This window comes from Streptomyces sp. NPDC034049 (assembly GCF_055575575.1).
The window spans coordinates 180521-199912 of record NZ_JBVISJ010000010.1; the positions used below are offsets into that span (position 1 = coordinate 180521).

The following is a 19392-nucleotide window of genomic DNA, read 5'->3' on the forward strand; positions in this document are numbered from 1 at the left end:
TGAGCGAGGGGGCGACCGGTGCCGGTCGCCCCCTCGCCGCTGTCAGGGCCCTACGGCCCCTCGGGTCCTACGGGGTCGGCGTGGCGTGCGGGGCGCACTTCACATCCGCCTTGCCCACCTTGCCGGTGAGCAGGTAGGTGTCCACGCGCTCGTTGACGCACGGGTTGACCAGGCCGGTGACTCCGTGGGAGCCGGCCTTCTTCTCCGTGATCAGCCGGGAGCCCTTGAACCGCTTGTGCAGCTCGACGGCGCCCTCGTACGGCGTGGCGGCGTCCCGCTCGGACTGGACGATCAGGACGGGCGGCAGGCCCTTCCGGGTCTTCACGTCCACCGGGGTGTACTGCTTGGACGGCCAGGTGGCGCACGGCAGGTTCATCCAGGCGTTGGCCCAGGTCATGAACGGGTGGTCCTTGTGCAGCCGGGTGTTGTCGCGGTCCCACTTCTTCCAGCTGGTGGGCCACTTGGCGTCGGTGCACTCGACCGCCGTGTAGACGGCGTTGCCGTTCTCCGAGGCGGCGTTGCCCGCCGTGTCGGAGAGGTCCGGGGCGGCCGCGTCGACCAGCGCCTGGGTGTCACCGGCGGCGTACTTGCTCCACACCTGGGCGGTGGGCGCCCACGCGGAGTCGTAGTACGGGGCGCTCTGGAAGAAGGAGATCAGCTCGGCCGGGCCGACCAGCCCGCCGAGCGGGTTCTTCTTCGCGGTGGCGCGCAGCTTCAGCCAGTTCGCCTGCACCTTCGCCTGGGTGTCGCCGAGGTGGTAGGTGGCGTCGTTCGCCGCGACCCACTTCGTCCAGTCCTTCCAGCGCGTCTCGAAGGCGACGTCCTGGTCCAGGTTGGCCTGGTACCAGATCTTCTCGCGGGAGGGGTTCACCACGCTGTCGACGACCATGCGGCGCACATGGTTCGGGAAGAGGGTGCCGTAGACGGCGCCGATGTAGGTGCCGTACGAGACACCGAGGAAGTTGAGCTTCTTCTCGCCGAGGGCGGCCCGGATGACGTCCAGGTCACGCGCGGTGTTCGGCGTCGTCATGTGCGGCAGCATCGCGCCGCTGCGCTCCTTGCAGCCGGCCGCGTACTTCGCCGCGAGCCTGCGCTGCTTGCGCTTGTCGGCCTCGGAGTCCGGGACCGGGTCCATCTTGGGCGCCTTCACGAACTCCTGCGGGTCGGCACAGGAGATGGGCGCCGACTTGCCGACACCGCGCGGGTCGAAGCCCACGAAGTCGTAGGCCTTGGACGTGTTGACCCACAGCGGGTTCTTGGTCGTGACCCGGCGCGGGAAGCGCAGACCCGAGCCGCCCGGGCCGCCGGGGTTGTAGACGAGCGCGCCCTGGCGCTCCTCCTTCGTACCGGTGCTGCCGATCCGGTCGACGGCGAGCTCGATCTGCTTGCCGTTCGGCTTGGCGTAGTCCAGCGGCACGCTGACCCAGCCGCACTGGATGGGCTTCTCCAGCCCCCAGCTCTCGGGGCAGTCCTGCCACGTGATGCCCTTCTTCGCCGCCTTCGCGGCGGCGACGGCGACACCCTTGGCCTCACGGTCCTGCGCGCTCGCGCCGTCCGCGGCGCCGGCCGCGGGGGCGGTGACGGCACTGGCTATCAGGGTCGCCGTGACGAGCAGTCCGGCGGAGCCGAACGCTCCCGCCCTTCTCGTCGGCCTCATACCTCTCAAGAGGGAACTCCCCGTACATCGATTCGAAGTGTCGAATGGTCACGGGGATCCTCGTGCCTGCGAGGCACCTGAGAACAGGGGCCCGACGCGTTCTTTACTAATCCGATAACCGGTGCGGAAAGTCCCGTTCAGCGGACCTCAGGTCTCACGCCTCCTCAGTCGCCCAGCTCGGCGAGAGCCCGGTCCAGCACGCGCCGCAGCCGCAGCGCGTCGGGCGCGAGCGCGCTGACGAGGACGGCGGGGCCGGCGAGCGGGGTGAGCGCGGCGGTCTCCCCCAGCACCTGCGGCTCGGGCAGCTTGTCGACGAACTCCGGCCGCACGACCAAGAGTTGCCCCAACGCCCGGTGTCCGCCCAGCACCGCCGGACCGTCCCAGCCGCCGGGCGCGCCGGGCCCGCACCGCACCTCCTGATCGAGCAACGGCCGCCCGTCGAGCAGCACGGTGAGCCGACTCCGCAGCCGCCCCGGTTCCTCACCGACCCGGCCGAGCACCTGCTCCTCGCGGAACACCAACCGGGCCCCGGCGGTGAGTTCGACGCGCGTCGACACCGCCAGGTCGCTGCCCTGCGCGGAGATCAACTGCTCGGGCAGCCACCGCAGTTCTCCTCCGTCGGCCACCTCGATCCGTACGTCGTAGCGGGCCTCTCCCCCGGCCTGTCCGGGCAACGCGATCGTCGCGGCGGCCGACCCCACGTCCAGCCGTGCCCCCGCACCGACCTCCGCCTCGACGGCGAACCGGTCCCCACCGAGCGGCCCGCTCATCGCCCCGACCAGCATGACCCGCGCCGCGTCACCACTCCCTCGGGTACGCCGCAGCGCCAGCGGCCCGTCGCTCTCCAGCACGGGCAGGGCCGTACCGCCCCGCCCGTCGGCGCGGGCCGCGATGCGTGCGGTGGCCCTGACGCCGGTGGTTCCCCGGTGCCGCTCCGCGGCGGCCCCCCGAAGGGTCGTCATGCCGTCCACGCCGCGAGCTTCTCCCGCACCCAGACGGCGACTTCTCCGACCCCGGCCTCCTCGCGCAACGACTGGAACACCACCGGCAGCTGCGCGCGCTGCGCCTTCGCGTCCGCGGCCATCCGGGCCAGGTCGGACCCGACGTACGGCGCGAGGTCCGTCTTGTTGACGACGAGCAGGTCGGCGGTGGTGACACCGGGCCCGCCCTTGCGGGGGATGTCGTCGCCGCCGGCCACGTCGATGACGAAGATCTGCGCGTCGACGAGCCCCTTGGAGAAGGTGGCGGTGAGGTTGTCGCCACCGGACTCCACGAGGATGAGGTCCAGCGGGCCGACCTCGTCCTCCAGGTCCTCCACGGCCTCCAGGTTCGCGGAGATGTCGTCCCGGATGGCCGTGTGCGGGCACGCCCCCGTCTCCACGGCCGTGATCCGCTCCGGCGGCAGCACGGCCTCCCGCAGCAGGAACTCGGCGTCCTCCCGCGTGTAGATGTCGTTCGTCACGACCGCGAGCGACAACTCGTCCCGCAACGCCCGGCACAGCGCGGCGACGGTCGCCGTCTTACCGGACCCGACGGGCCCACCGAGCCCCACACGCAACGCGCGCCGGGTCCCGTCGGGCCGGTGCGCGTCCGCGCCGATGGCTGAGGGGCCGTCGTGGGAGTGAGTGTGGTCCAGATGCATGTCTGCGGCTCCTTCTTGGGATGGGTGGGAGGACGGGTGCGGGTGAGTGGGGCTTCTCGCGCAGTTCCCCGCGCCCCTGAAAAAGCGGGGCTGCGCCCCAGCTTTTTCGGCCCGAAAGGCCGGAGGCCTTTCAGGGGTGCGGGGAACTGCGCGACCAGCCCCCACCCGACGGAACCTGGGGTCAAAGGGGCGCAGCCCCTGGGTGGGGGCACCTCCCGCTCGAGCGAAGCCGAGAGTGGGGGAGGGACGGGTAGGGGCGGCGGGGGCGAGACGAACTCAGGACGCGAACAACCGCACAGGCCAAGCCGCATGCACCTCCGCCCCGATCTCCGACAACGGCCCGGAAGCCACCGGCAGACCCCCCACCCCACCGTCCCCCACCCCCCGCGCCGCCTCGACCGCCGCCCCCACCACCCCGTCCATCTCGGGAGCCAGCCGCGCCAACACCCCCGTCGCGGCGAAGGGATCGAGACTCAGCAACCGCACCGTCGCACTCGCCGCCCCGCTCACACTCTCGTACGCGGAGCAGTACGCGGCGTCGTCCGCCCCCAGCCCGGCCGCCCGGGCCGCCACCCCCAGCACGACGGGCTGATGCGCCCCCTTCGGGAACTGCCGCGCCACCGCGTCCAGTTCCCCGGAGGGCCAGGTGGCGCGCGCCGCCCGCATCAGCTGCCGCCCCAGCTTCCGCGAGGCGACCCGCAGCGCGAGCGACGGTGTACGGGCGTCGGCGGCCACGTCCAGCTCGACCGGGTCGGCGCCCAGCGCGGCGGCGGCCGCGAGCGACGCCGACACCAGCCCGGCGGTGTGCAGACGCCCCCGGCAGAACGCCTCCAGCCCCTCCGCCCCGGTGATCAGCCCCGCCTTGACGGCCGCCTCGGCCCCGCCGGAGTGCGCGTGCCCCCCGGCGGGAAAGCGGCCGTCGGCCAGGACGAGAAGAGTCGCCCGGGACATCAGAAGAGGAAGTAACGCTGGGCCATGGGCAGTTCGGCGGCCGGTGTGGCCTCCACCAGCTCCCCGTCGATGTGCACGGCGAAACTGTCGGGGTCGACCCGCACGTCGGGCCGCGCGTCGTTCTCCCGCATGTCGGCCTTGGTGACCCCCCGGGTCGACTCGATGGCGACGAACCGCTTCCCCAGCGCGAGCCGCTCCGGCAGCCCGTCCTCGATGGCCAGCGGCGCCACGAAGTTGAACGAGTTCGCGGCGGGGGCCCGCCCGATCGCCCCGTACATGGGACGCGGCAGGATCGGCTGCGGCGTGGGGATGGAGGCGTTGGCGTCGCCCATCTGCGCGTACGCGATCTGCCCGCCCTTGATCACGAGCTGCGGCTTGACGCCGAAGAACGCCGGCTCCCACAGCACGAGGTCGGCGAGCTTCCCGCTCTCCACGGACCCGATCTCCCGGGCCAGTCCCTGCGCGAGCGCCGGGTTGATCGTGTACTTGGCGACATAGCGACGTACCCGTCGGTTGTCCGCCCGCCCGTCACCGGGAAGCGCGCCGCGCCGCCTCTTCATCACGTGCGCGGTCTGCCAGGTCCGCAGGACGACCTCGCCGACCCGGCCCATGGCCTGCGCGTCGGAGGAGATGATCGAGATCGCGCCCAGGTCGTGCAGGATGTCCTCGGCGCCGATGGTCGACGGCCGGATCCGGGACTCGGCGAACGCCAGGTCCTCGGGCACGGCCGCGTTCAGGTGGTGGCAGACCATCAGCATGTCGAGGTGTTCCTCGGCGGTGTTGACGGTGTAGGGCCGGGTCGGGTTGGTGGAGCTGGGCAGGACGTGCGGCTGGGAGACCACGGTCATGATGTCGGGCGCGTGCCCGCCGCCCGCGCCCTCGGTGTGGTAGGCGTGGATGCCGCGTCCGGCGATCGCGGCGAGCGTGTCCCCCACGAAACCGGCCTCGTTGAGGGTGTCCGTGTGGATGGCGACCTGGATGCCGGTCCGTTCGGCGACGGTGAGCGAGGCGTCGATGACGGCCGGGGTCGAGCCCCAGTCCTCGTGCAGCTTGAGTCCGAGGGCGCCCCCGCGGATCTGGGACAGCATCGCCTCGTGCGAGACCGTGTTGCCCTTGCCGAGGAAGCCGATGTTGAGCGGGTACTGCTCCATCGCCTCCAGCATCCGGGCGAGGTGCCACGGGCCGGGTGTGACGGTCGTGGCCTTGGAGCCCTCCGCCGGTCCCGTGCCGCCGCCGACCAGGGTCGTGACCCCCGCCGACAGGGCCTCGTCGGCGATCTGCGGACAGATGAAGTGGACGTGGGCGTCGATGGCGCCGGCGGTGACGATCCGCCCGTTGCCCGCGATGATCTCGGTCTCGGGGCCGATGACCAGGTCGGGGTGGATCCCGTCCATGGTGTCGGGGTTGCCGGCCTTGCCGATGCCGGTGATCCGGCCGTCGCGGATACCGATGTCGGCCTTGACGATCCCCCAGTGGTCGATGATCACCGCGCCGGTGATGACCGTGTCCGGGGTGCCTTCTGCGCGCGTAGCACGGGCCTGGCCCATGGATTCGCGGATGACCTTGCCACCGCCGAACACCGCCTCGTCACCGGCGAGTCCGGGCCCGCCGGAGCGGTCCTCCTCGATCTCGACGAGCAGATCGGTGTCGGCGAGCCGGATGCGGTCACCGGTGGTCGGGCCGAACAGGTCGGCGTACGCGGCACGCGAGATCTCAGGCATCGAGGGCACCTCCGGTCTCCCCGCGCAGTCCGGGCACGACACGGGCGCCGGTGAGCGGGACGAGTTCGACGTCGACGGGGATCCCGGGCTCGAAACGCACGGCGGTGCCGGCGGCGACGTTCAGCCGCTTGCCGCGCGCGGCGGCGCGGTCGAACTCCAGGCCGGGGTTGGCCTCGGCGAAGTGGTAGTGGGAGCCGACCTGGACGGGCCGGTCGGCGGCGTTGAGGACGGTGAGCCGCGTGACCTCACGGCCCTCGTTGTAGACGATCGGGTCGGAGGCGAAGAGGATCTCTCCGGGAATCACGGCCGCCCCCTCAGACGATCGGGTCGTGGACGGTGACGAGCTTGGTGCCGTCCGGGAAGGTCGCCTCGACCTGGACGTCGTGGATCATCTCGGGGATGCCCTCCATGACGTCGTCCCGGGTGAGCAACTGCCGCCCGGACGCCATGAGTTCGGCCACCGTACGGCCGTCCCGCGCGCCTTCCAGGAGGTGCGCGGTGATGAGCGCGACGGCCTCGGGGTGGTTCAGCTTCAGTCCTCGGGCCCGGCGCTTCTCCGCCACGTCGGCCGCCACATGGATCAGCAGCCTCTCCTGCTCGTGCGGGGTCAGTTGCACGGCGTCCACCTCACATCCTCGCTCCGGACCGTGCGGGATCCGGTTGCCTCGCCACCGGGCAAATTCGCTGGTGGCGTGGCCGCAGGCTAATTGGGCGTCGTTTCGGCGACGTTAACCGGACCGGCCCGCCCGGTCCCGGGCCTCCTGGTCCCCCATGCTCGTGAGCGCCTTGACCCCCAGCTCGACCACCTGGATCGGCACGTCCCCGAAGAGCGCGTACTGGGCGGCGAAGCCCTGGGCGAGCGCCACCATGGTCCGCGCGACGCTGAGCGCGGGGATGTCGGCCCGCATCATGCCGGCGTCCTGGTACGCCTCGACGATCCTGATCCAGGCCGCGCGGACCTGGGCGAAACCGTCCGCCAGGATGGCGTGCAGCTCGGGATTGCGCAGGGTCTCGGCCCACACCTGCACCATCAGCCGCGCGTACAGGGACTCCCCCGCCTCCCCGAGCGACGGCTGCCGGTGCAGGATCCGGCGCAGGGCCGCGCCGATCAGGACGTCCGGCGGCGGAGGCGGGCCCGACTGCGCGGCCTCCTCGAACGCCTCGCGCACCTCGCCGAGGACCGTGGCGACGATCGCGGCGATCAGCTCCTCCTTGCCGCTGAAGTACCGGTAGACCGCTCCGGCGGAGAGGTCGGCCTCCTTGAGGACGTCCTGCATGGAGGTGGCGTGGAAGCCGTTGCGGGCGAAGCAGCGGGCGGCGGCGTCGAGGATCTGGCGGCGGCGAGCGTCCAGACGCTCCTGGGATACGCGGGGCATGCCGTCCAACGTAAAACGAACGTTCCTTCTTGACAAGGCGCGACACCCGCAGCATGGTGAAACCAAGAAAAACGAACGATCCTTCTTTTTGAGGAGACAGCCATGTCCGCCCCCGCCGCAGCCACCACCGCCGCCGGCGCCACACCCACCGGCACGGCGGCCCCGGGCCACTCCGTACCCCCCGGCCGCCGCATGATCGCGGTCATCGTCCTGGTCCCGCTCGTCGCGACGCTCGCCCTGTGGGCCTTCGCCTGGCCCAACGCCCGGACCGCCCCCCGCGACCTCCCGCTCGGCGTGGCCGGGCCGACGGCCGCCGTGACCCAGGTCGAGCAGCAGCTGAAGCAGCGGGACGGCGCGTTCGAGATCCACCGCTACGCCGACGAGGCGGCCGCGCGGGACGCGATCGAGGAGCGGACCGTATACGGCGCGGTGGTCGTCACCCCGGCCGGGCCCAAGCTGCTCACCGCCTCGGCGGCGAGCCCGATGGTGGCCCAGTTGCTGCAGCAGGCCGTGACACAGCAGGCCGCCGAGGAAGGCGTCCGGGTGGCGACCACCGATGTGGTGGCCAGCCCGGCGAACGACCCGCGGGGCTCGGCCTTCGGTTCGAGCGTGCTGCCCCTGGCCCTGGCCGGCACGGCGTCCGGCGCCCTGGTCACCCTGCTCGGGCTGCGCCGGGGGCGTGCGGCGGGCGCGCTGGTCGGGGCCGCCGCGCTGGTCGGGACCGCCGCCGCCACCCTCGCCGACAGCTGGCTCGGTGTGCTCGGCGGTCACTGGTGGGCCGAAGCCGGTGTGCTGAGCCTGGCGACCCTGGCCGTCGGCGCCACCGTGGCCGGACTCGCCTCACTGCTGGGCAGGGCGGGCCTCGGTCTGGGCGCCCTGCTGATCGTCTTCCTCGGCAACCCGTTCGCGGGCGCCTCCTCGGCACCCCAGATGCTCCCCGAGCCGGTCGGCACCCTCGGTCAGTTCCTCCCGCCGGGTGCGGGGGCGTCGCTCCTGAAGTCGGTGTCCTTCTTCGACGGTGCCGGCGCCCTGGTCCCGGCCCTGGTGCTGACCGCGTGGGCCACGCTCGGCCTGACGGCGATCCTCCTGGGCGACCTGCGCGAGCGCCGCACCCGCCCCACCGGCCCGACGTCCCCGGAGCGCACCCCGGCCCCGGCCACGACCCCGGCCCGCTGACCCACCCGGTGACCGCCCACCCGAACCGGCCGTGCGCCCCCGCTGTAGCGGACGGGGGCGCACGGCCTTCCGGCGGAGTTCATCGGCCGGCCCCGCCTGCGGTCGGCTCAAGCCGTGGGCCAGCAGAAAATGCCTGCTCAGACGGGGTCCATGAGTGTTATCGTCACCCGCATGCCTGAACTGATCGCGCCCACCGATCGACTTCGGCTCTCATGGCTCGCGGCGCGTGACGAGTGGCCTCCGGGCGCTCACCAAGCCGGCTCCGGCTCGGGCCTCATGCCCGGGGCCGACCTCGACGACCCGGCCGTCTTCTCGGTGTGGGTGGAGCGACTGCGACAGCAGTCGGACCGGTCGGTTGCCCCGAGAGACGGGCGGGTCCACGCCACCCACTGGTGGATCGTCGAGGGCGATAGCTACGTGGGAGCCATCGATCTGCGGCACCGCCTGACCGCCTTCCTGCTCCACAGCGGCGGGCAGATCGGATACAGCGTCCGGCCCTCCGCCCGAAGGCGTGGCCTGGCCACGTGGGCTCTCGGCGCGGTTCTTCCCGAAGCCCGTGCGCTCGGCCTGGGCCGCGTCCTCATCACCTGTGACGACGACAACGCGGCATCGGCGCACACCATCGAGCGCAATGGCGGCGTTCTGGAGGACGTCCGCACCACCGAAGAGGGCGTCAAGCGCCGCTACTGGATCGCGCTGTAGGGAGCGACACCGGCTCGCCCGGCTCCAGCGCCGCCCACCGCTCGTCCGTGAGATCTCGCCGCCCCGTGAACCGGGTTCGTTCAGGGCTCAAGATCCACTTTCGGCGCACGACCTAGGAAGCTCCCGGCCTCCGATGCTCGGCCGCGATACCGAAGCGCTGTTGTTCCCGGGGCGCGGGCGCGGGTTCGCGGACTCGGGAGACGGCGCTGATCACCGGCTCGTCGGTCGGCTCCTGCAGCGCTTCGAGCTGCTCCAGGTCGGCTGCCGAGACCAGGGCGACGAGGGGCTTCCCGTGCCGCGTCACGACGACGCGCTCGCCGCCGTAGACCACGCGGTTGATCAGATCGGCGAGCTCAGCCCTGGCTTGCGTCACCGGAATCTCGTAGGCCATGGAGCCCAGCTTAGACCGGGCGCCGCGCGTCGCCCCGAGCGGAAGATCCCATTCTGGCCCACGGAGATCGACCTGTTCGTACGATCGGGCTCGGCTCCCTCAGGGAGGCGTTCATGACAACCGAACAGAGTCGGAGGGGGATCCCATGTCCAGCTTTTCCAGGCGTTCACTGCTCGGGTACTCAGGGACGGCGGCGGCGGGAGCGGTGCTCGCGTCGGGCGGCACGGCACAGGCGGCCACCGCGTCGGCGGTCACCACGGCGCGGGCGGGGACGGACGGCGCGGACACGGCGGTGACCGCGGGCGCCGAGAGCGGGACGACCGCGGTCGACTTTCCGGAGGGCACCCGGTTCGGCGGAACCGTCCGGATGCCCGGCACCGAGATGACCGAACTGACCCTGAGCTTCTCCGTGAGCGCCGTCGAGGCCCCGGCGGCACAGCGGATCAGCGCGCTGGAGGTGGCGGAGGCGTTGAACGAACTCGCCGCCGCTCGCGGGTGGCCGCCGGTCACCTTCTACGGGACCCCGGCCCCCGCGCCGCTCACCTGACTCCACCTCTCGCCGCACGGCACGGCCCCGTGGAGCCCGGCTCCGCGGGGCCGTTCGCTTTCGGCCGATCCCCTCCTCCTCGATACGTACGTCCTGTACATTTTTTACGGAAGTCGATCAGAGGAGGCGTGTTCCATGCCCGCGAACCGACCATCGGCCCGTCAGATGCTGCCCGAGTTCACCGAGCGCACCAGTGCGGGTCACCGAACGATGGATCCGTATTCGAAGTTGCTGGAAGAACGGATCGTGTTCCTCGGGACGCAGATCGACGAGACGTCGGCGAACGACGTGACGGCGCAGTTCATGCACCTCGAACACCAGTCGCCGGACCGCGACATCTCGCTGTACATCAACTCGCCCGGCGGCTCGTTCAGCGCGATGACCGCCCTCTACGACACGCTCCGCTTCGTCAGCTGCGACGTGGAGACCGTCTGCCTGGGACAGGCGGGTGCGGCCGCAGCGGTGCTGCTCGCGGCGGGCACGCCGGGCAAGCGGTTCGTGCTGCCGGGGGCGCGCGTGCTGCTCCACCAGCCGGCGGTGGCCGACCGGATCGAGGGGCAGGCCACGGATCTGGCGATCCAGGCCGAGGAGTTGACCCGCAACCGCCGGAGGCTGGAGGAGATGCTCGCCCGGCACACGGGCCAGAGTCCCGAGCGGATCAGCGCCGACATCGAGCGAGACCTGTTCCTCGACGCCGAGGCGGCGGTGGAGTACGGGCTGGCCGACCGGGTGATCCCGAGCCGCAGGACCTCGACACGTCCCGGCACGAGGTGAGCCACCGATGCTGCCACCCGAACTTCCGCCGTTGCCCGCGCTCACGCGCGCCGAGGCCGAGCTGATCGACCGTTATCTGGACGTGGTCGACCTGCTCGGCCGGATCAACCCGGCCCGATCGGGTGACACCTACCGCGGGTTGCGCGCGGCGCAGGCGCTCGTCGCCAAGGCGACCGCCCTGCGCGACGCGCTCGAACTGATGCACGCGCGCGGGGAGAACGAGGTGCACGCCCCGACGCTCGCGCGAGCTCTACGGGTCCTGGACGGCGAACGGCGCGCGGGCCGCGTGGCACTGCCCCCGAAACCGGAGGATTCACCCGCCTGAACCGATCCGGGGGCGCTCGCCGTACTACTGACGGGGTGTCCGGTCCAGGTCTCACGCCGTCCGGACGGCCTACCGCGATCGACCCATCGGCCCATACGTCGTGAGGACCTGTGAAGTTGCGCAACATGCCTGGTACCGGGCCGGAATATGCCATTCCGGTGCTGGTGCGGACCTCCTCGACCGACTGGACACAGCAGCCGAAAATGGTCTGTCCACCCGAACGGGTGAGTGGTGAGTAAGACCACAAATACCCGGTTCCGTTGGGATTTTCGGACTTCTGTGCGCCAAGATCCCTTCCTGACGACAAGCCCCCGCCGCAGCGGCGGGGCGATCCGGGTGGACGCCGAGTCCTGCCGCCGCCCGGATGACCGGTCGACAGAAGTGCATCGGCAGGAGTGGAGGACCCAAGCACGACGGGTCGCCGGAACGGTCACGCCATGACCGGGCCGAGCAGCCCTTGGGGTGAAGCCGCGTCAGCGGCCGGGCAACTTCGCCAGCCCGAATCCGACAGGTCATCCTTCACAGGCGGCTGACGAAGGGTTGCGCATGACTGCGCTGAATCGTGTCCCGTCGCTGTTGACCCGGGCCGGCACGGCCTCGGCTCTGACCATCGCCGCTGTCAGCGGCAGCATCGTGGTCCCGGGCGCCGCATCCGGCGCCGAGGCCGCCACGGTGGCGTCGAAGGCACTGAAGGTCGCGGCTTCCAAGAAGGGCTCCCCATACAAGTACGGCGCCGTGGGCCCGAGCAGGTTCGACTGCTCAGGGCTGACGCTCTACTCGTTCAAGAAGGCGGGCAAGAAGCTGCCCCGTACTGCTCAGCAGCAGTACAACAAGACGAAGCACATCTCCGCGAGCAGCCGCAAGCTCGGAGACCTCGTCTTCTTCCACTCGGGTTCGAACGTCTACCACGTCGGTATCTACGCGGGGAAGGGAAAGATCTGGCACTCGCCGAAGACGGGTGACGTCGTCCGGCTGCAGAAGCTGTGGACGAAGAACGTCTGGTACGGCCGGGTCCGCTGACCCACCGTCGGGGGCGGCGGAGCTCTACGCCGCCCCCGACGGGCGTGCGACCGGCGGTTTTGGATACCCGTTCGACCATGGCCGACGAACGCACCCGACCCGCACGCAACGAGACCCCCCTCGAACGCGCCGACCGCAATTTCTCCGAGCTGCTCCAGGAGTTGCGCGTCACCCAGACCGGGGTACAGATCCTCTTCGCGTTCCTGCTGACGCTGGCCTTCACCCCGCGCTTCCCGGACCTGGACTCCGTCCAGCGCGCCACCTACGTCGTCACCCTGCTGCTCGCGGTCCTCGCGGCGACGCTCTTCACCGCCCCGGCCGCTCTGCACCGCTCGCTCTTCCAGCAGAACGCCAAGCCCCTCATCGTCCAGGTGTCGTCCCGGCTGGCCACCGCCGGACTGTTCGTGCTGATGCCGGCCTTCACCGGCTCCGTCCTGCTCGTCGTGGACGTGACCCTCGGCCGGAAGGCGGGGATGGCCGCAGGGGCCGGCACACTCCTCGTCTGCCTCCTCCTGTGGGCCGTGCTCCCCAAGCTGGTGGTCCGCTTCTCCGACCACCACGACTCCTCGGCACGGTCGGCCCCGGACGAGGACCCCGTCAGGTTTCCTGCGGACCGCCCGCGCTGACCGGCTGCGCCGAGACCGTCCACGGGAGTTCGATCGCCACCGTCTTGCCGCCCTCCCGGGTGGGTCTGACGCTCAGCCTGCCGCCGCACTCCGCGGTCAGCCAGCGGATGATCACCATGCCCCGGCCGTTGTCCTGCTGGACGGCGGCCGGCAGCCGTTTCGGGAAGCGTGGATGGCTGTCGGTGACCCCGATGCGCAGCTGCTCGTCGCGGTCGAGGGCGAGGGCCACGGTGAAGGTGGGCGACTGACCGAGGGTGTGCTGCACGGCGTTGGTGGCGAGCTCGGACACGATCAGGCGCACGGTGTCCGCGATGTCGGCGTCGCCCGGCAGGCCCCATTCGGCGAGCACGCCGGCGACGTAGTTCCGGGCGGTGGACACCGAGGCGGGATCGCTCGGCAGAGTGACGGATGCTTCCAGGTGATCTGCCATGGCGAGGCGTCCCTTTCCCACGGGACCGGTGTCCGACAGGGAGCGGATGGTTCGACTACGGTCCCGGACTGGTGCTTCGCGCCAGACTGCCACTACCTGGGCCGTCACGGGTGGCGATCCACCAAGATATGCATATATCTGTCGCTCGAAGCGGTGAACTATCCGACGGCCGACCGTATTTGGGTGGGGTTCTCCTCCATCCTCTGTCGTCACCCCGTCGTCACCCCGACTTCGCGCGCCGGGCGGAAGGAGAATCCCATGCAGTACGGTCCGGCGGTGCGCCGCCGCAGGCTCGGTGCCGAGTTGCGTGTCCTGCGCACCCGTTCCGCGCTCACCAGCATCGAGGCCGCCCATCGCGTGGGCTGGCACCAGTCCAAGGTGAGCCGGATCGAGACGGGCGCCAGCGGCGTGAAGCCGGCGGACGTACGCAAGCTGCTGGACGCGTACGGGGTCGCCGACACCGAGTTACGGGAGCTGCTGCTGGCGCTCGCGGGCTCCGAGGACGGCGGCGGACGGCACAACTGGTGGCACGCCTACCGGGGCGTACTGCCGCCGACGTACCGGGACTTCATCAGTCTGGAGTCGCAGGCCGGGGGGATGCGGACGCTGGAGACCTCGGTGGTGCCGGGTCTGCTGCAGATCCCCGAGTACGCGCGGGCGGTGACGCGGGCCGCGGTGGAGGGGCTGGAAGACGACAAACTCGACGCGCTCGTGGAAGTGCGGCTGGCACGGCAGGAAGTCCTGCGCGGGAACCCGCCGCTGAAGCTGAGTGCCGTGCTCGACGAGGGCGTTCTCCGCCGTGAGGTGGGCGGTCCCGAGATCATGGCCCGGCAGCTGGGCCGGCTGGTCGAGGCGGCCCGCCTCCCGCAGGTGCGACTACAGGTGCTGCCGTTCACTGCCGGGGCGCACATCGGCATCACGGGCCCTTTCGTAATTTTCTCATTTCGGAGCACATCTGATCTGGACGTGGTTGTTCTCGACCACTTGACGAGTAGCCTCTACCTCGAACGGAAAGAAGACCTCAAGGCGTATGTCGAGGCCTTCAACGCCCTTCAGATCCACGCCCTTTCGCCCGAGGACTCGTTGGATTACATCGCCGGGCTAGCCGCCGGCGCGTAAGGAGGCACCATGTCCGCACTGCCTCGGAACGTACCCACCAGTACCGAACTACGCGGAGTGCGATGGCTGCGCAGCAGTCGCAGCACCGGAATGAACAACTGCGTGGAGACGGCCCGTCCCGCGTCCGGCCGCTGGGCCGGCCTGGTGGCCGTACGCGATTCGAAGAACACGGCGGGGCCCGCCCTGCTGTTCGATCCCGACGCCTGGGAGGGATTCATCACCACGCTGCGGTGACCGCCACCGACAGCGTGCGCACTTCCGCTTACGGCGACGTCCGGCCCTGACGCCGACTCACGGTCGCGTGTCGCCGATGATCCCCACGGCTCGGTCGATCTGCTCCCGTGTGAGATCCGCGCGGGCGGTCAGCCGCAGCCGCGAGACGCCGTCGGGTACGGACGGTGGGCGGAAACAGCCGACGGCGAGACCCGCCGCACGGCAGTCCGCCGCCCACCGCACCGCCTGATCCGGCGACGGCGCGCGTACGGACACCACGGCGGCGTCGGGCCGCACCGCTTCATGGCCCGACGCCGTCAGCCGTGCGTGCAGCTCCCGCGCCACCTCACGGGCCCGTGCCGCGCGCTCCGGCTCACGGCGCAGCAGCCGGAGCGCGGCGAGCGCCGCGCCGGTCGCCGCCGGGGCCAGTCCGGTGTCGAAGATGAACGTCCGGGCCGCGTTGACCAGGTGGTCGATGACCTTCGCGGGGCCGAGCACGGCACCGCCCTGGCTGCCCAGCGACTTCGACAGCGTGACCGTCACGACCACCTCGGGGTCGCCCGCGAGCCCCGCCGCGTACGGCGCGCCGCGGCCGCCGTCGCCGAGGACCCCGAGCCCGTGCGCGTCGTCCACCACGAGCCCCGCGCCGAACTCACGGCAGGCGGCGGCGAGGGAGGCCAGCGGGGCGGCGTCGCCGTCCACGGAGAAGACCGTGTCGGAGACGGCCACGGCGGGCACCCCGCCACCCGTGGCCAGCGCCTTGCGGAACGCCTCCGGGTCGGCGTGGGCCACGACCTGGGTGGTGCCCCGGGCCAGTCGGCAGCCGTCGATGAGGGAGGCGTGGTTGCCCGCGTCCGAGACGATCAGGGAGCCGTGCGGGGCGAGCGCGGTGACGGCGGCGAGGTTGGCCGCGTAGCCGGAGGAGAAGACGAGGGCGGCCTCGAAGCCGCAGAAGTCGGCGAGTTCCCGCTCCAGCTCACCGTGGAGTTCGGTGGTGCCGGTGACGAGCCGGGAGCCGGTGGCACCGCCGCCCCACCGGCGCGCGGCCTCGGCGGCGCCCTCGGTGATCTCCGGGTGCCGGGCGAGCCCCAGGTAGTCGTTGCTCGCGAGGTCCAGGAGCGGCGAGTCGGCGGGGCGGGGGCGCAGGGTCCGCACCAGCCCGGCCCGGCGGCGCGCCGAGGCCTGCTCGTCGATCCAGCCGAACGCCATGGGTCCTCCGGGGTGGTGTGGGCAGCCCGCGGCGCCGGGCTGTCGGGGACGGCACGGCGGGCGCTTTTGTAGGCAGTGCACAGACACTAACGGGCGGACCAGCCGCCCACGATGTGGCAATACCCACACGTCGAACCCACTCTGTTGTCCGAACTCTCCTTGGCCGGGAGCGGTCCCGTAGGACAGGATCGGCTCTCATGGACCTGCTGAACACGCTGGTGGACAAGGGGCTCCGGCGCGAGCCGCTGAGCCGTGCCGAGGCGCTCGCCGTTCTCGGCACCTCCGACGACGAGCTGTTGGACGTGGTGGCCGCGGCCGGGAAGGTACGCCGGCACTGGTTCGGGCGCCGGGTGAAACTGAACTATCTGGTCAACCTCAAGTCCGGTCTCTGTCCCGAGGACTGCTCCTACTGTTCCCAGCGGCTCGGTTCGACCGCCGGCATCCTCAAGTACACCTGGCTCAAGCCCCACGAGGCGTCGGAGGCCGCCGCGGCCGGGCTCGCCGGGGGCGCCAAGCGGGTCTGTCTGGTGGCCTCCGGGCGCGGTCCGACCGACCGGGACGTCGAGCGGGTCTCGGACACCATCAAGGCGATCAAGGACGAGAACGAGGGCGTGGAGGTGTGCGCCTGCCTCGGTCTGCTCTCCGACGGCCAGGCGGAGCGGCTGCGCGAGGCCGGCGCGGACGCCTACAACCACAACCTGAACACGTCCGAGGCGACGTACGGCGAGATCACGACGACGCACACGTACGCCGACCGGGTGGACACGGTCAACAAGGCGCATGCGGCCGGTCTGTCCGCCTGCTCGGGTCTGATCGCGGGCATGGGCGAGAGCGACGAGGACCTCGTCGACGTCGTCTTCTCGCTGCGCGAACTGGACCCTGACTCCGTTCCGGTGAACTTCCTCATCCCCTTCGAGGGCACCCCGCTGGCCAAGGAGTGGAACCTCACCCCCCAGCGCTGTCTGCGGATCCTGGCGATGGTGCGGTTCGTCTGCCCGGACGCCGAGGTCCGCATCGCGGGCGGCCGCGAGGTCCACCTGCGCACCATGCAGCCGCTCGCCCTGCACCTGGCCAACTCGATCTTCCTCGGCGACTACCTCACCAGCGAGGGCCAGGCCGGCAAGGCCGACCTGGAGATGATCGCGGACGCCGGCTTCGAGGTGGAGGGCGCCGACCAGGTGACGCTCCCGGAGCACCGGGCGACCGTGACCGCCGGCGGGGGCTGCGGGTCCGGGGTGAGCGCGGGGTGCGGATCGCACGCCGGGGGCGGCTGCGGGTCGCACGAGAGCGAAGGCGCGGGCGCGGGTTGTGGGTCGCACGCGGAGGGTGGGGTGTGCGGGTCCCCCGCCCAGGCCCCGACCGCCGCGACTCCGGCCGGCGAGGCCCGTACGGACCTGGTGGCCGTACGCCGCCGGGGCGCCGGCACCGACCTCGCGCCCAATGCCTGAGCTGAACGGTCCGGGCGTGCCCGAACTGAGCGTGCCCGAGCTGGTGGAGCTGGACCGGCGGCATGTGTGGCATCCGTACGGACCCATGCCGGGCCGGCAGGAACCGCTCGTCGTGGAGTCGGCGAGCGGGGTCCGGCTGAGGCTCGCGGACGGGTCGGGCGAGCTGGTCGACGGCATGTCGTCGTGGTGGTCGGCGATCCACGGCTACAACCACCCCGTCCTCAACGAGGCTGCGCGCGAGCAACTCGGCCGGATGAGCCACGTCATGTTCGGCGGGCTCACCCATGAGCCCGCGGTGCGGCTGGCGAAGCACCTTGTCGACATGTCGCCTGCGGGGCTGGAGCATGTGTTCCTCGCCGACTCGGGGTCGGTCTCCGTCGAGGTCGCGGTCAAGATGTGCCTGCAGTACTGGCGTTCGCTCGGCCGCCCCGGCAAGCGCCGGCTGCTGACCTGGCGCGGCGGCTACCACGGCGACACCTGGCAGCCGATGTCGGTGTGCGACCCCGAGGGCGGGATGCACGAGCTGTGGCAGGGCGTCCTGCCCCGGCAGGTGTTCGTGGACCCGCCGCCGGTCGAGTACGAGGAGTCGTACGCGGAGGCGCTGCGCTCGACGATCGAGCGGCACGCGGACGAGCTGGCGGCCGTGATCGTGGAGCCCGTGGTCCAGGGCGCGGGCGGGATGCGCTTCCACTCCCCCGCGTATCTGCGGGTGCTGCGCGAGGCCTGCGACGCGCACGGCGTGCTGCTGGTGTTCGACGAGATCGCCACCGGGTTCGGGCGTACGGGGGCGTTGTTCGCGGCGGATCACGCGGCGGTGACGCCGGATGTGATGTGTGTCGGCAAGGCGCTGACCGGCGGGTATCTGACCCTGGCGGCGGCGCTGTGCACCGCGCGGGTGGCCGACGGGATCTCGCGGGGCGAGGTGCCGGTGCTGGCGCACGGGCCCACCTTCATGGGCAACCCGCTCGCGGCTGCCGTCGCCTGTGCCTCGATCGAGCTGTTGCTGGGCCAGGACTGGCTGACGGAGGTCAAGCGGATCGAGACGGGGCTGCGGGAGGGCCTGGCGCCGGCGCGCGAGGCGCCGGGAGTGAAGGACGTGCGGGTCCTCGGCGCGATCGGGGTGGTGCAGCTCGACCACGCCGTGGACATGCGGGCGGCCACGGAGGCCGCCGTGCGCGAGGGCGTGTGGCTACGGCCGTTCCGCGACCTCGTCTACACGATGCCGCCGTACGTCACCGGCGACGAGGACGTGGCGCGGATCGCGCGCGCGGTGTGCGCGGCGGCCGCGGCGGGATGACGGAACGGAAGAGGACGACATGACGGTCCTGGTGGTCACGGGGACGGGCACGGAGGTCGGCAAGACGGTCACCACGGCGGCGGTCGCCGCGGTGGCCGTGGCGGCCGGCCGCTCGGTGGCCGTGCTGAAGACCGCGCAGACGGGTGTACGGCCGGACGAGCGCGGCGACGCTGACGAGGTGGGCCGGCTCGCCGGTGCCGTCACCGTCCGTGAACTCGCCCGCTATCCGGAGCCGTTGGCTCCGGCGACCGCCGCGCGCCGCTCGGGTCTGCCGCCGGTGCACCCGGAGGATGTCGCGGAGGCCGCGGCCAAGCTGGCGTCCGACCACGATCTGGTCCTGGTCGAGGGCGCGGGCGGGCTCCTCGTCCGCTTCGACGAAGCGGGCGGCACGCTGGCGGACACGGCCCGGCTGCTGGGGGCGCCGGTGCTCCTGGTCGCCTCGGCCGGGCTGGGCACGCTGAACACAACCGAGCTGACGGCCCGCGAACTCGCCGTCCGGGAGGTGGAGTTGGCGGGTGTGGTCATCGGCAGCTGGCCCGGGGCGCCGGATCTGGCGTCGCGGTGCAATCTGGCGGATCTGCCGGTGGTCGCGGACGCGCCGTTGCTGGGGGCGGTGCCTGCGGGGGCGGGGGCGTTGGCGCCCCTCGATTTCCGGGCGAGGGCGGGGGGTTGGCTGGCGCCGACGCTGGGTGGGGTGTGGGACGCGGTTTCCTTCAGTGCCGCCGAAGCCGCGCCGTAGGGGACCTGTGACGAATCGGCCGCGGGTTC

23 protein-coding genes and 1 riboswitch are annotated in these 19392 nt (G+C 71.7%); of the genes, 12 read left to right on the forward strand and 11 right to left on the reverse strand.

The window, feature by feature from the left end:
• Positions 1 to 67 precede the first annotated feature (67 nt).
• From ACZ52C_RS27555 to ACZ52C_RS27590, 8 genes are all read right to left on the reverse strand, one after another.
• The gene (locus tag ACZ52C_RS27555) at positions 68 to 1657 is read right to left on the reverse strand and encodes an alpha/beta hydrolase (protein ID WP_469077280.1); all 1590 of its coding nucleotides are present in this window, start codon (positions 1655 to 1657) and stop codon (positions 68 to 70) included.
• A gap of 164 nt (positions 1658 to 1821) precedes the next feature.
• Complete coding sequence (locus ACZ52C_RS27560) at positions 1822 to 2619, reverse strand: urease accessory protein UreD (RefSeq protein WP_469077281.1); 798 nt, start codon at positions 2617 to 2619, stop codon at positions 1822 to 1824.
• Positions 2616 to 3299, reverse strand: a complete 684-nt coding sequence (ureG, locus tag ACZ52C_RS27565; RefSeq protein ID WP_469077282.1) for an urease accessory protein UreG — start codon at positions 3297 to 3299, stop codon at positions 2616 to 2618. Before ureG ends, ACZ52C_RS27560 begins: the two co-directional genes overlap by 4 nt.
• Positions 3300 to 3575: 276 nt before the next feature.
• Positions 3576 to 4250 carry an urease accessory protein UreF gene (locus tag ACZ52C_RS27570; protein ID WP_469077283.1) on the reverse strand — a complete coding sequence of 225 codons (675 nt, stop codon included), beginning with the start codon at positions 4248 to 4250 and terminating at the stop codon, positions 3576 to 3578.
• Positions 4250 to 5971, reverse strand: a complete 1722-nt coding sequence (locus tag ACZ52C_RS27575) for an urease subunit alpha (RefSeq protein ID WP_319109752.1) — start codon at positions 5969 to 5971, stop codon at positions 4250 to 4252. Before ACZ52C_RS27575 ends, ACZ52C_RS27570 begins: the two co-directional genes overlap by 1 nt.
• Positions 5964 to 6275 (reverse strand): urease subunit beta, encoded by a 312-nt coding sequence (locus ACZ52C_RS27580; RefSeq protein WP_033529028.1) that lies wholly within the window; start codon positions 6273 to 6275, stop codon positions 5964 to 5966. Before ACZ52C_RS27580 ends, ACZ52C_RS27575 begins: the two co-directional genes overlap by 8 nt.
• A 10-nt stretch (positions 6276 to 6285) precedes the next feature.
• Positions 6286 to 6588, reverse strand: a complete 303-nt coding sequence (locus ACZ52C_RS27585; protein WP_045562427.1) for an urease subunit gamma — start codon at positions 6586 to 6588, stop codon at positions 6286 to 6288.
• Positions 6589 to 6699: 111 nt separating this feature from the next.
• Complete coding sequence (locus ACZ52C_RS27590; RefSeq protein ID WP_469077284.1) at positions 6700 to 7347, reverse strand: TetR/AcrR family transcriptional regulator; 648 nt, start codon at positions 7345 to 7347, stop codon at positions 6700 to 6702.
• A gap of 102 nt (positions 7348 to 7449) precedes the next feature.
• On the opposite strand from ACZ52C_RS27590, the gene ACZ52C_RS27595 reads away from it, so the two are divergent.
• Both ACZ52C_RS27595 and ACZ52C_RS27600 read left to right on the forward strand, forming a co-directional pair.
• Positions 7450 to 8523: an ABC transporter permease gene (locus ACZ52C_RS27595; RefSeq protein ID WP_469077285.1), complete on the forward strand. Its 1074-nt coding sequence runs from the start codon at positions 7450 to 7452 to the stop codon at positions 8521 to 8523.
• 171 nt (positions 8524 to 8694) lie between these two features.
• Positions 8695 to 9225 (forward strand): GNAT family N-acetyltransferase, encoded by a 531-nt coding sequence (locus tag ACZ52C_RS27600; RefSeq protein WP_469077286.1) that lies wholly within the window; start codon positions 8695 to 8697, stop codon positions 9223 to 9225.
• A 112-nt stretch (positions 9226 to 9337) separates the two neighbouring features.
• Here ACZ52C_RS27600 and ACZ52C_RS27605 read toward each other — a convergent pair whose 3' ends face one another.
• The gene (locus tag ACZ52C_RS27605) at positions 9338 to 9616 is read right to left on the reverse strand and encodes a type II toxin-antitoxin system Phd/YefM family antitoxin (RefSeq protein ID WP_469077287.1); all 279 of its coding nucleotides are present in this window, start codon (positions 9614 to 9616) and stop codon (positions 9338 to 9340) included.
• Between the two features lie 145 nt (positions 9617 to 9761).
• On the opposite strand from ACZ52C_RS27605, the gene ACZ52C_RS27610 reads away from it, so the two are divergent.
• The 5 genes from ACZ52C_RS27610 to ACZ52C_RS27630 all read left to right on the forward strand — a co-directional run bounded on the left by ACZ52C_RS27610 (position 9762) and on the right by ACZ52C_RS27630 (position 12908).
• A complete protein-coding gene (locus ACZ52C_RS27610) occupies positions 9762 to 10163 on the forward strand; it encodes a hypothetical protein (RefSeq protein WP_469077288.1) in 402 nt (133 codons plus the stop codon).
• Positions 10164 to 10298: 135 nt separating this feature from the next.
• Positions 10299 to 10937 carry an ATP-dependent Clp protease proteolytic subunit gene (locus tag ACZ52C_RS27615; RefSeq protein WP_469077289.1) on the forward strand — a complete coding sequence of 213 codons (639 nt, stop codon included), beginning with the start codon at positions 10299 to 10301 and terminating at the stop codon, positions 10935 to 10937.
• A 7-nt stretch (positions 10938 to 10944) separates the two neighbouring features.
• Entirely contained in the window at positions 10945 to 11262 is a 318-nt protein-coding gene (locus ACZ52C_RS27620; protein WP_469077290.1) for a hypothetical protein, read from the forward strand.
• Between the two features lie 372 nt (positions 11263 to 11634).
• A riboswitch (cyclic di-AMP (ydaO/yuaA leader) is annotated at positions 11635 to 11805 on the forward strand.
• A gap of 3 nt (positions 11806 to 11808) precedes the next feature.
• Positions 11809 to 12282: a C40 family peptidase gene (locus ACZ52C_RS27625; protein WP_045562372.1), complete on the forward strand. Its 474-nt coding sequence runs from the start codon at positions 11809 to 11811 to the stop codon at positions 12280 to 12282.
• Positions 12283 to 12359: 77 nt separating this feature from the next.
• The gene (locus ACZ52C_RS27630) at positions 12360 to 12908 is read left to right on the forward strand and encodes a DUF6328 family protein (protein ID WP_469077291.1); all 549 of its coding nucleotides are present in this window, start codon (positions 12360 to 12362) and stop codon (positions 12906 to 12908) included.
• On the opposite strand, the gene ACZ52C_RS27635 is transcribed toward ACZ52C_RS27630, so the two are convergent.
• The gene (locus ACZ52C_RS27635; protein ID WP_469077292.1) at positions 12880 to 13338 is read right to left on the reverse strand and encodes an ATP-binding protein; all 459 of its coding nucleotides are present in this window, start codon (positions 13336 to 13338) and stop codon (positions 12880 to 12882) included. The genes ACZ52C_RS27630 and ACZ52C_RS27635 overlap by 29 nt on opposite strands.
• A 258-nt stretch (positions 13339 to 13596) precedes the next feature.
• Here ACZ52C_RS27635 and ACZ52C_RS27640 point away from each other — a divergent pair, with 258 nt between their 5' ends.
• Positions 13597 to 14457, forward strand: a complete 861-nt coding sequence (locus ACZ52C_RS27640) for a helix-turn-helix domain-containing protein (protein WP_469077293.1) — start codon at positions 13597 to 13599, stop codon at positions 14455 to 14457.
• 9 nt (positions 14458 to 14466) lie between these two features.
• Entirely contained in the window at positions 14467 to 14691 is a 225-nt protein-coding gene (locus ACZ52C_RS27645) for a DUF397 domain-containing protein (RefSeq protein ID WP_045562376.1), read from the forward strand.
• A 57-nt stretch (positions 14692 to 14748) separates the two neighbouring features.
• On the opposite strand, the gene ACZ52C_RS27650 is transcribed toward ACZ52C_RS27645, so the two are convergent.
• Positions 14749 to 15879 (reverse strand): 8-amino-7-oxononanoate synthase, encoded by a 1131-nt coding sequence (locus ACZ52C_RS27650; protein ID WP_469077294.1) that lies wholly within the window; start codon positions 15877 to 15879, stop codon positions 14749 to 14751.
• A gap of 197 nt (positions 15880 to 16076) precedes the next feature.
• On the opposite strand from ACZ52C_RS27650, the gene bioB reads away from it, so the two are divergent.
• The 3 genes from bioB to bioD are packed head-to-tail and all read left to right on the forward strand — an operon-like array spanning position 16077 to position 19363.
• Positions 16077 to 17327 carry a biotin synthase BioB gene (bioB, locus tag ACZ52C_RS27655; protein WP_469077295.1) on the forward strand — a complete coding sequence of 417 codons (1251 nt, stop codon included), beginning with the start codon at positions 16077 to 16079 and terminating at the stop codon, positions 17325 to 17327.
• Entirely contained in the window at positions 17320 to 18624 is a 1305-nt protein-coding gene (locus tag ACZ52C_RS27660) for an adenosylmethionine--8-amino-7-oxononanoate transaminase (RefSeq protein ID WP_469077296.1), read from the forward strand. The genes bioB and ACZ52C_RS27660 overlap by 8 nt, the downstream gene beginning before the upstream one ends.
• A 19-nt stretch (positions 18625 to 18643) precedes the next feature.
• Complete coding sequence (gene bioD, locus ACZ52C_RS27665) at positions 18644 to 19363, forward strand: dethiobiotin synthase (RefSeq protein WP_469077297.1); 720 nt, start codon at positions 18644 to 18646, stop codon at positions 19361 to 19363.
• The last annotated feature ends 29 nt before the right edge of the window (positions 19364 to 19392 follow it).

What these genes read in the sequence shown, in the direction of transcription:
- ACZ52C_RS27660 (WP_469077296.1), top strand. Translation starts at nt 17,320, where the DNA reads ATGCCTGAGCTGAACGGTCCGGGCGTGCCCGAACTGAGCGTGCCCGAG.
- ACZ52C_RS27590 (WP_469077284.1), bottom strand. Translation starts at nt 7,347, where the DNA reads ATGCCCCGCGTATCCCAGGAGCGTCTGGACGCTCGCCGCCGCCAGATC.
- ACZ52C_RS27605 (WP_469077287.1), bottom strand. Translation starts at nt 9,616, where the DNA reads ATGGCCTACGAGATTCCGGTGACGCAAGCCAGGGCTGAGCTCGCCGAT.
- ACZ52C_RS27560 (WP_469077281.1), bottom strand. Translation starts at nt 2,619, where the DNA reads ATGACGACCCTTCGGGGGGCCGCCGCGGAGCGGCACCGGGGAACCACC.
- ACZ52C_RS27635 (WP_469077292.1), bottom strand. Translation starts at nt 13,338, where the DNA reads ATGGCAGATCACCTGGAAGCATCCGTCACTCTGCCGAGCGATCCCGCC.
- ACZ52C_RS27610 (WP_469077288.1), top strand. Translation starts at nt 9,762, where the DNA reads ATGTCCAGCTTTTCCAGGCGTTCACTGCTCGGGTACTCAGGGACGGCG.
- ACZ52C_RS27630 (WP_469077291.1), top strand. Translation starts at nt 12,360, where the DNA reads ATGGCCGACGAACGCACCCGACCCGCACGCAACGAGACCCCCCTCGAA.
- bioD (WP_469077297.1), top strand. Translation starts at nt 18,644, where the DNA reads ATGACGGTCCTGGTGGTCACGGGGACGGGCACGGAGGTCGGCAAGACG.
- ACZ52C_RS27620 (WP_469077290.1), top strand. Translation starts at nt 10,945, where the DNA reads ATGCTGCCACCCGAACTTCCGCCGTTGCCCGCGCTCACGCGCGCCGAG.
- ACZ52C_RS27640 (WP_469077293.1), top strand. Translation starts at nt 13,597, where the DNA reads ATGCAGTACGGTCCGGCGGTGCGCCGCCGCAGGCTCGGTGCCGAGTTG.
- ACZ52C_RS27625 (WP_045562372.1), top strand. Translation starts at nt 11,809, where the DNA reads ATGACTGCGCTGAATCGTGTCCCGTCGCTGTTGACCCGGGCCGGCACG.
- ACZ52C_RS27595 (WP_469077285.1), top strand. Translation starts at nt 7,450, where the DNA reads ATGTCCGCCCCCGCCGCAGCCACCACCGCCGCCGGCGCCACACCCACC.
- bioB (WP_469077295.1), top strand. Translation starts at nt 16,077, where the DNA reads ATGGACCTGCTGAACACGCTGGTGGACAAGGGGCTCCGGCGCGAGCCG.
- ACZ52C_RS27645 (WP_045562376.1), top strand. Translation starts at nt 14,467, where the DNA reads ATGTCCGCACTGCCTCGGAACGTACCCACCAGTACCGAACTACGCGGA.
- ACZ52C_RS27570 (WP_469077283.1), bottom strand. Translation starts at nt 4,250, where the DNA reads ATGTCCCGGGCGACTCTTCTCGTCCTGGCCGACGGCCGCTTTCCCGCC.
- ACZ52C_RS27650 (WP_469077294.1), bottom strand. Translation starts at nt 15,879, where the DNA reads ATGGCGTTCGGCTGGATCGACGAGCAGGCCTCGGCGCGCCGCCGGGCC.
- ureG (WP_469077282.1), bottom strand. Translation starts at nt 3,299, where the DNA reads ATGCATCTGGACCACACTCACTCCCACGACGGCCCCTCAGCCATCGGC.
- ACZ52C_RS27615 (WP_469077289.1), top strand. Translation starts at nt 10,299, where the DNA reads ATGCCCGCGAACCGACCATCGGCCCGTCAGATGCTGCCCGAGTTCACC.
- ACZ52C_RS27575 (WP_319109752.1), bottom strand. Translation starts at nt 5,971, where the DNA reads ATGCCTGAGATCTCGCGTGCCGCGTACGCCGACCTGTTCGGCCCGACC.
- ACZ52C_RS27555 (WP_469077280.1), bottom strand. Translation starts at nt 1,657, where the DNA reads ATGAGGCCGACGAGAAGGGCGGGAGCGTTCGGCTCCGCCGGACTGCTC.
- ACZ52C_RS27600 (WP_469077286.1), top strand. Translation starts at nt 8,695, where the DNA reads ATGCCTGAACTGATCGCGCCCACCGATCGACTTCGGCTCTCATGGCTC.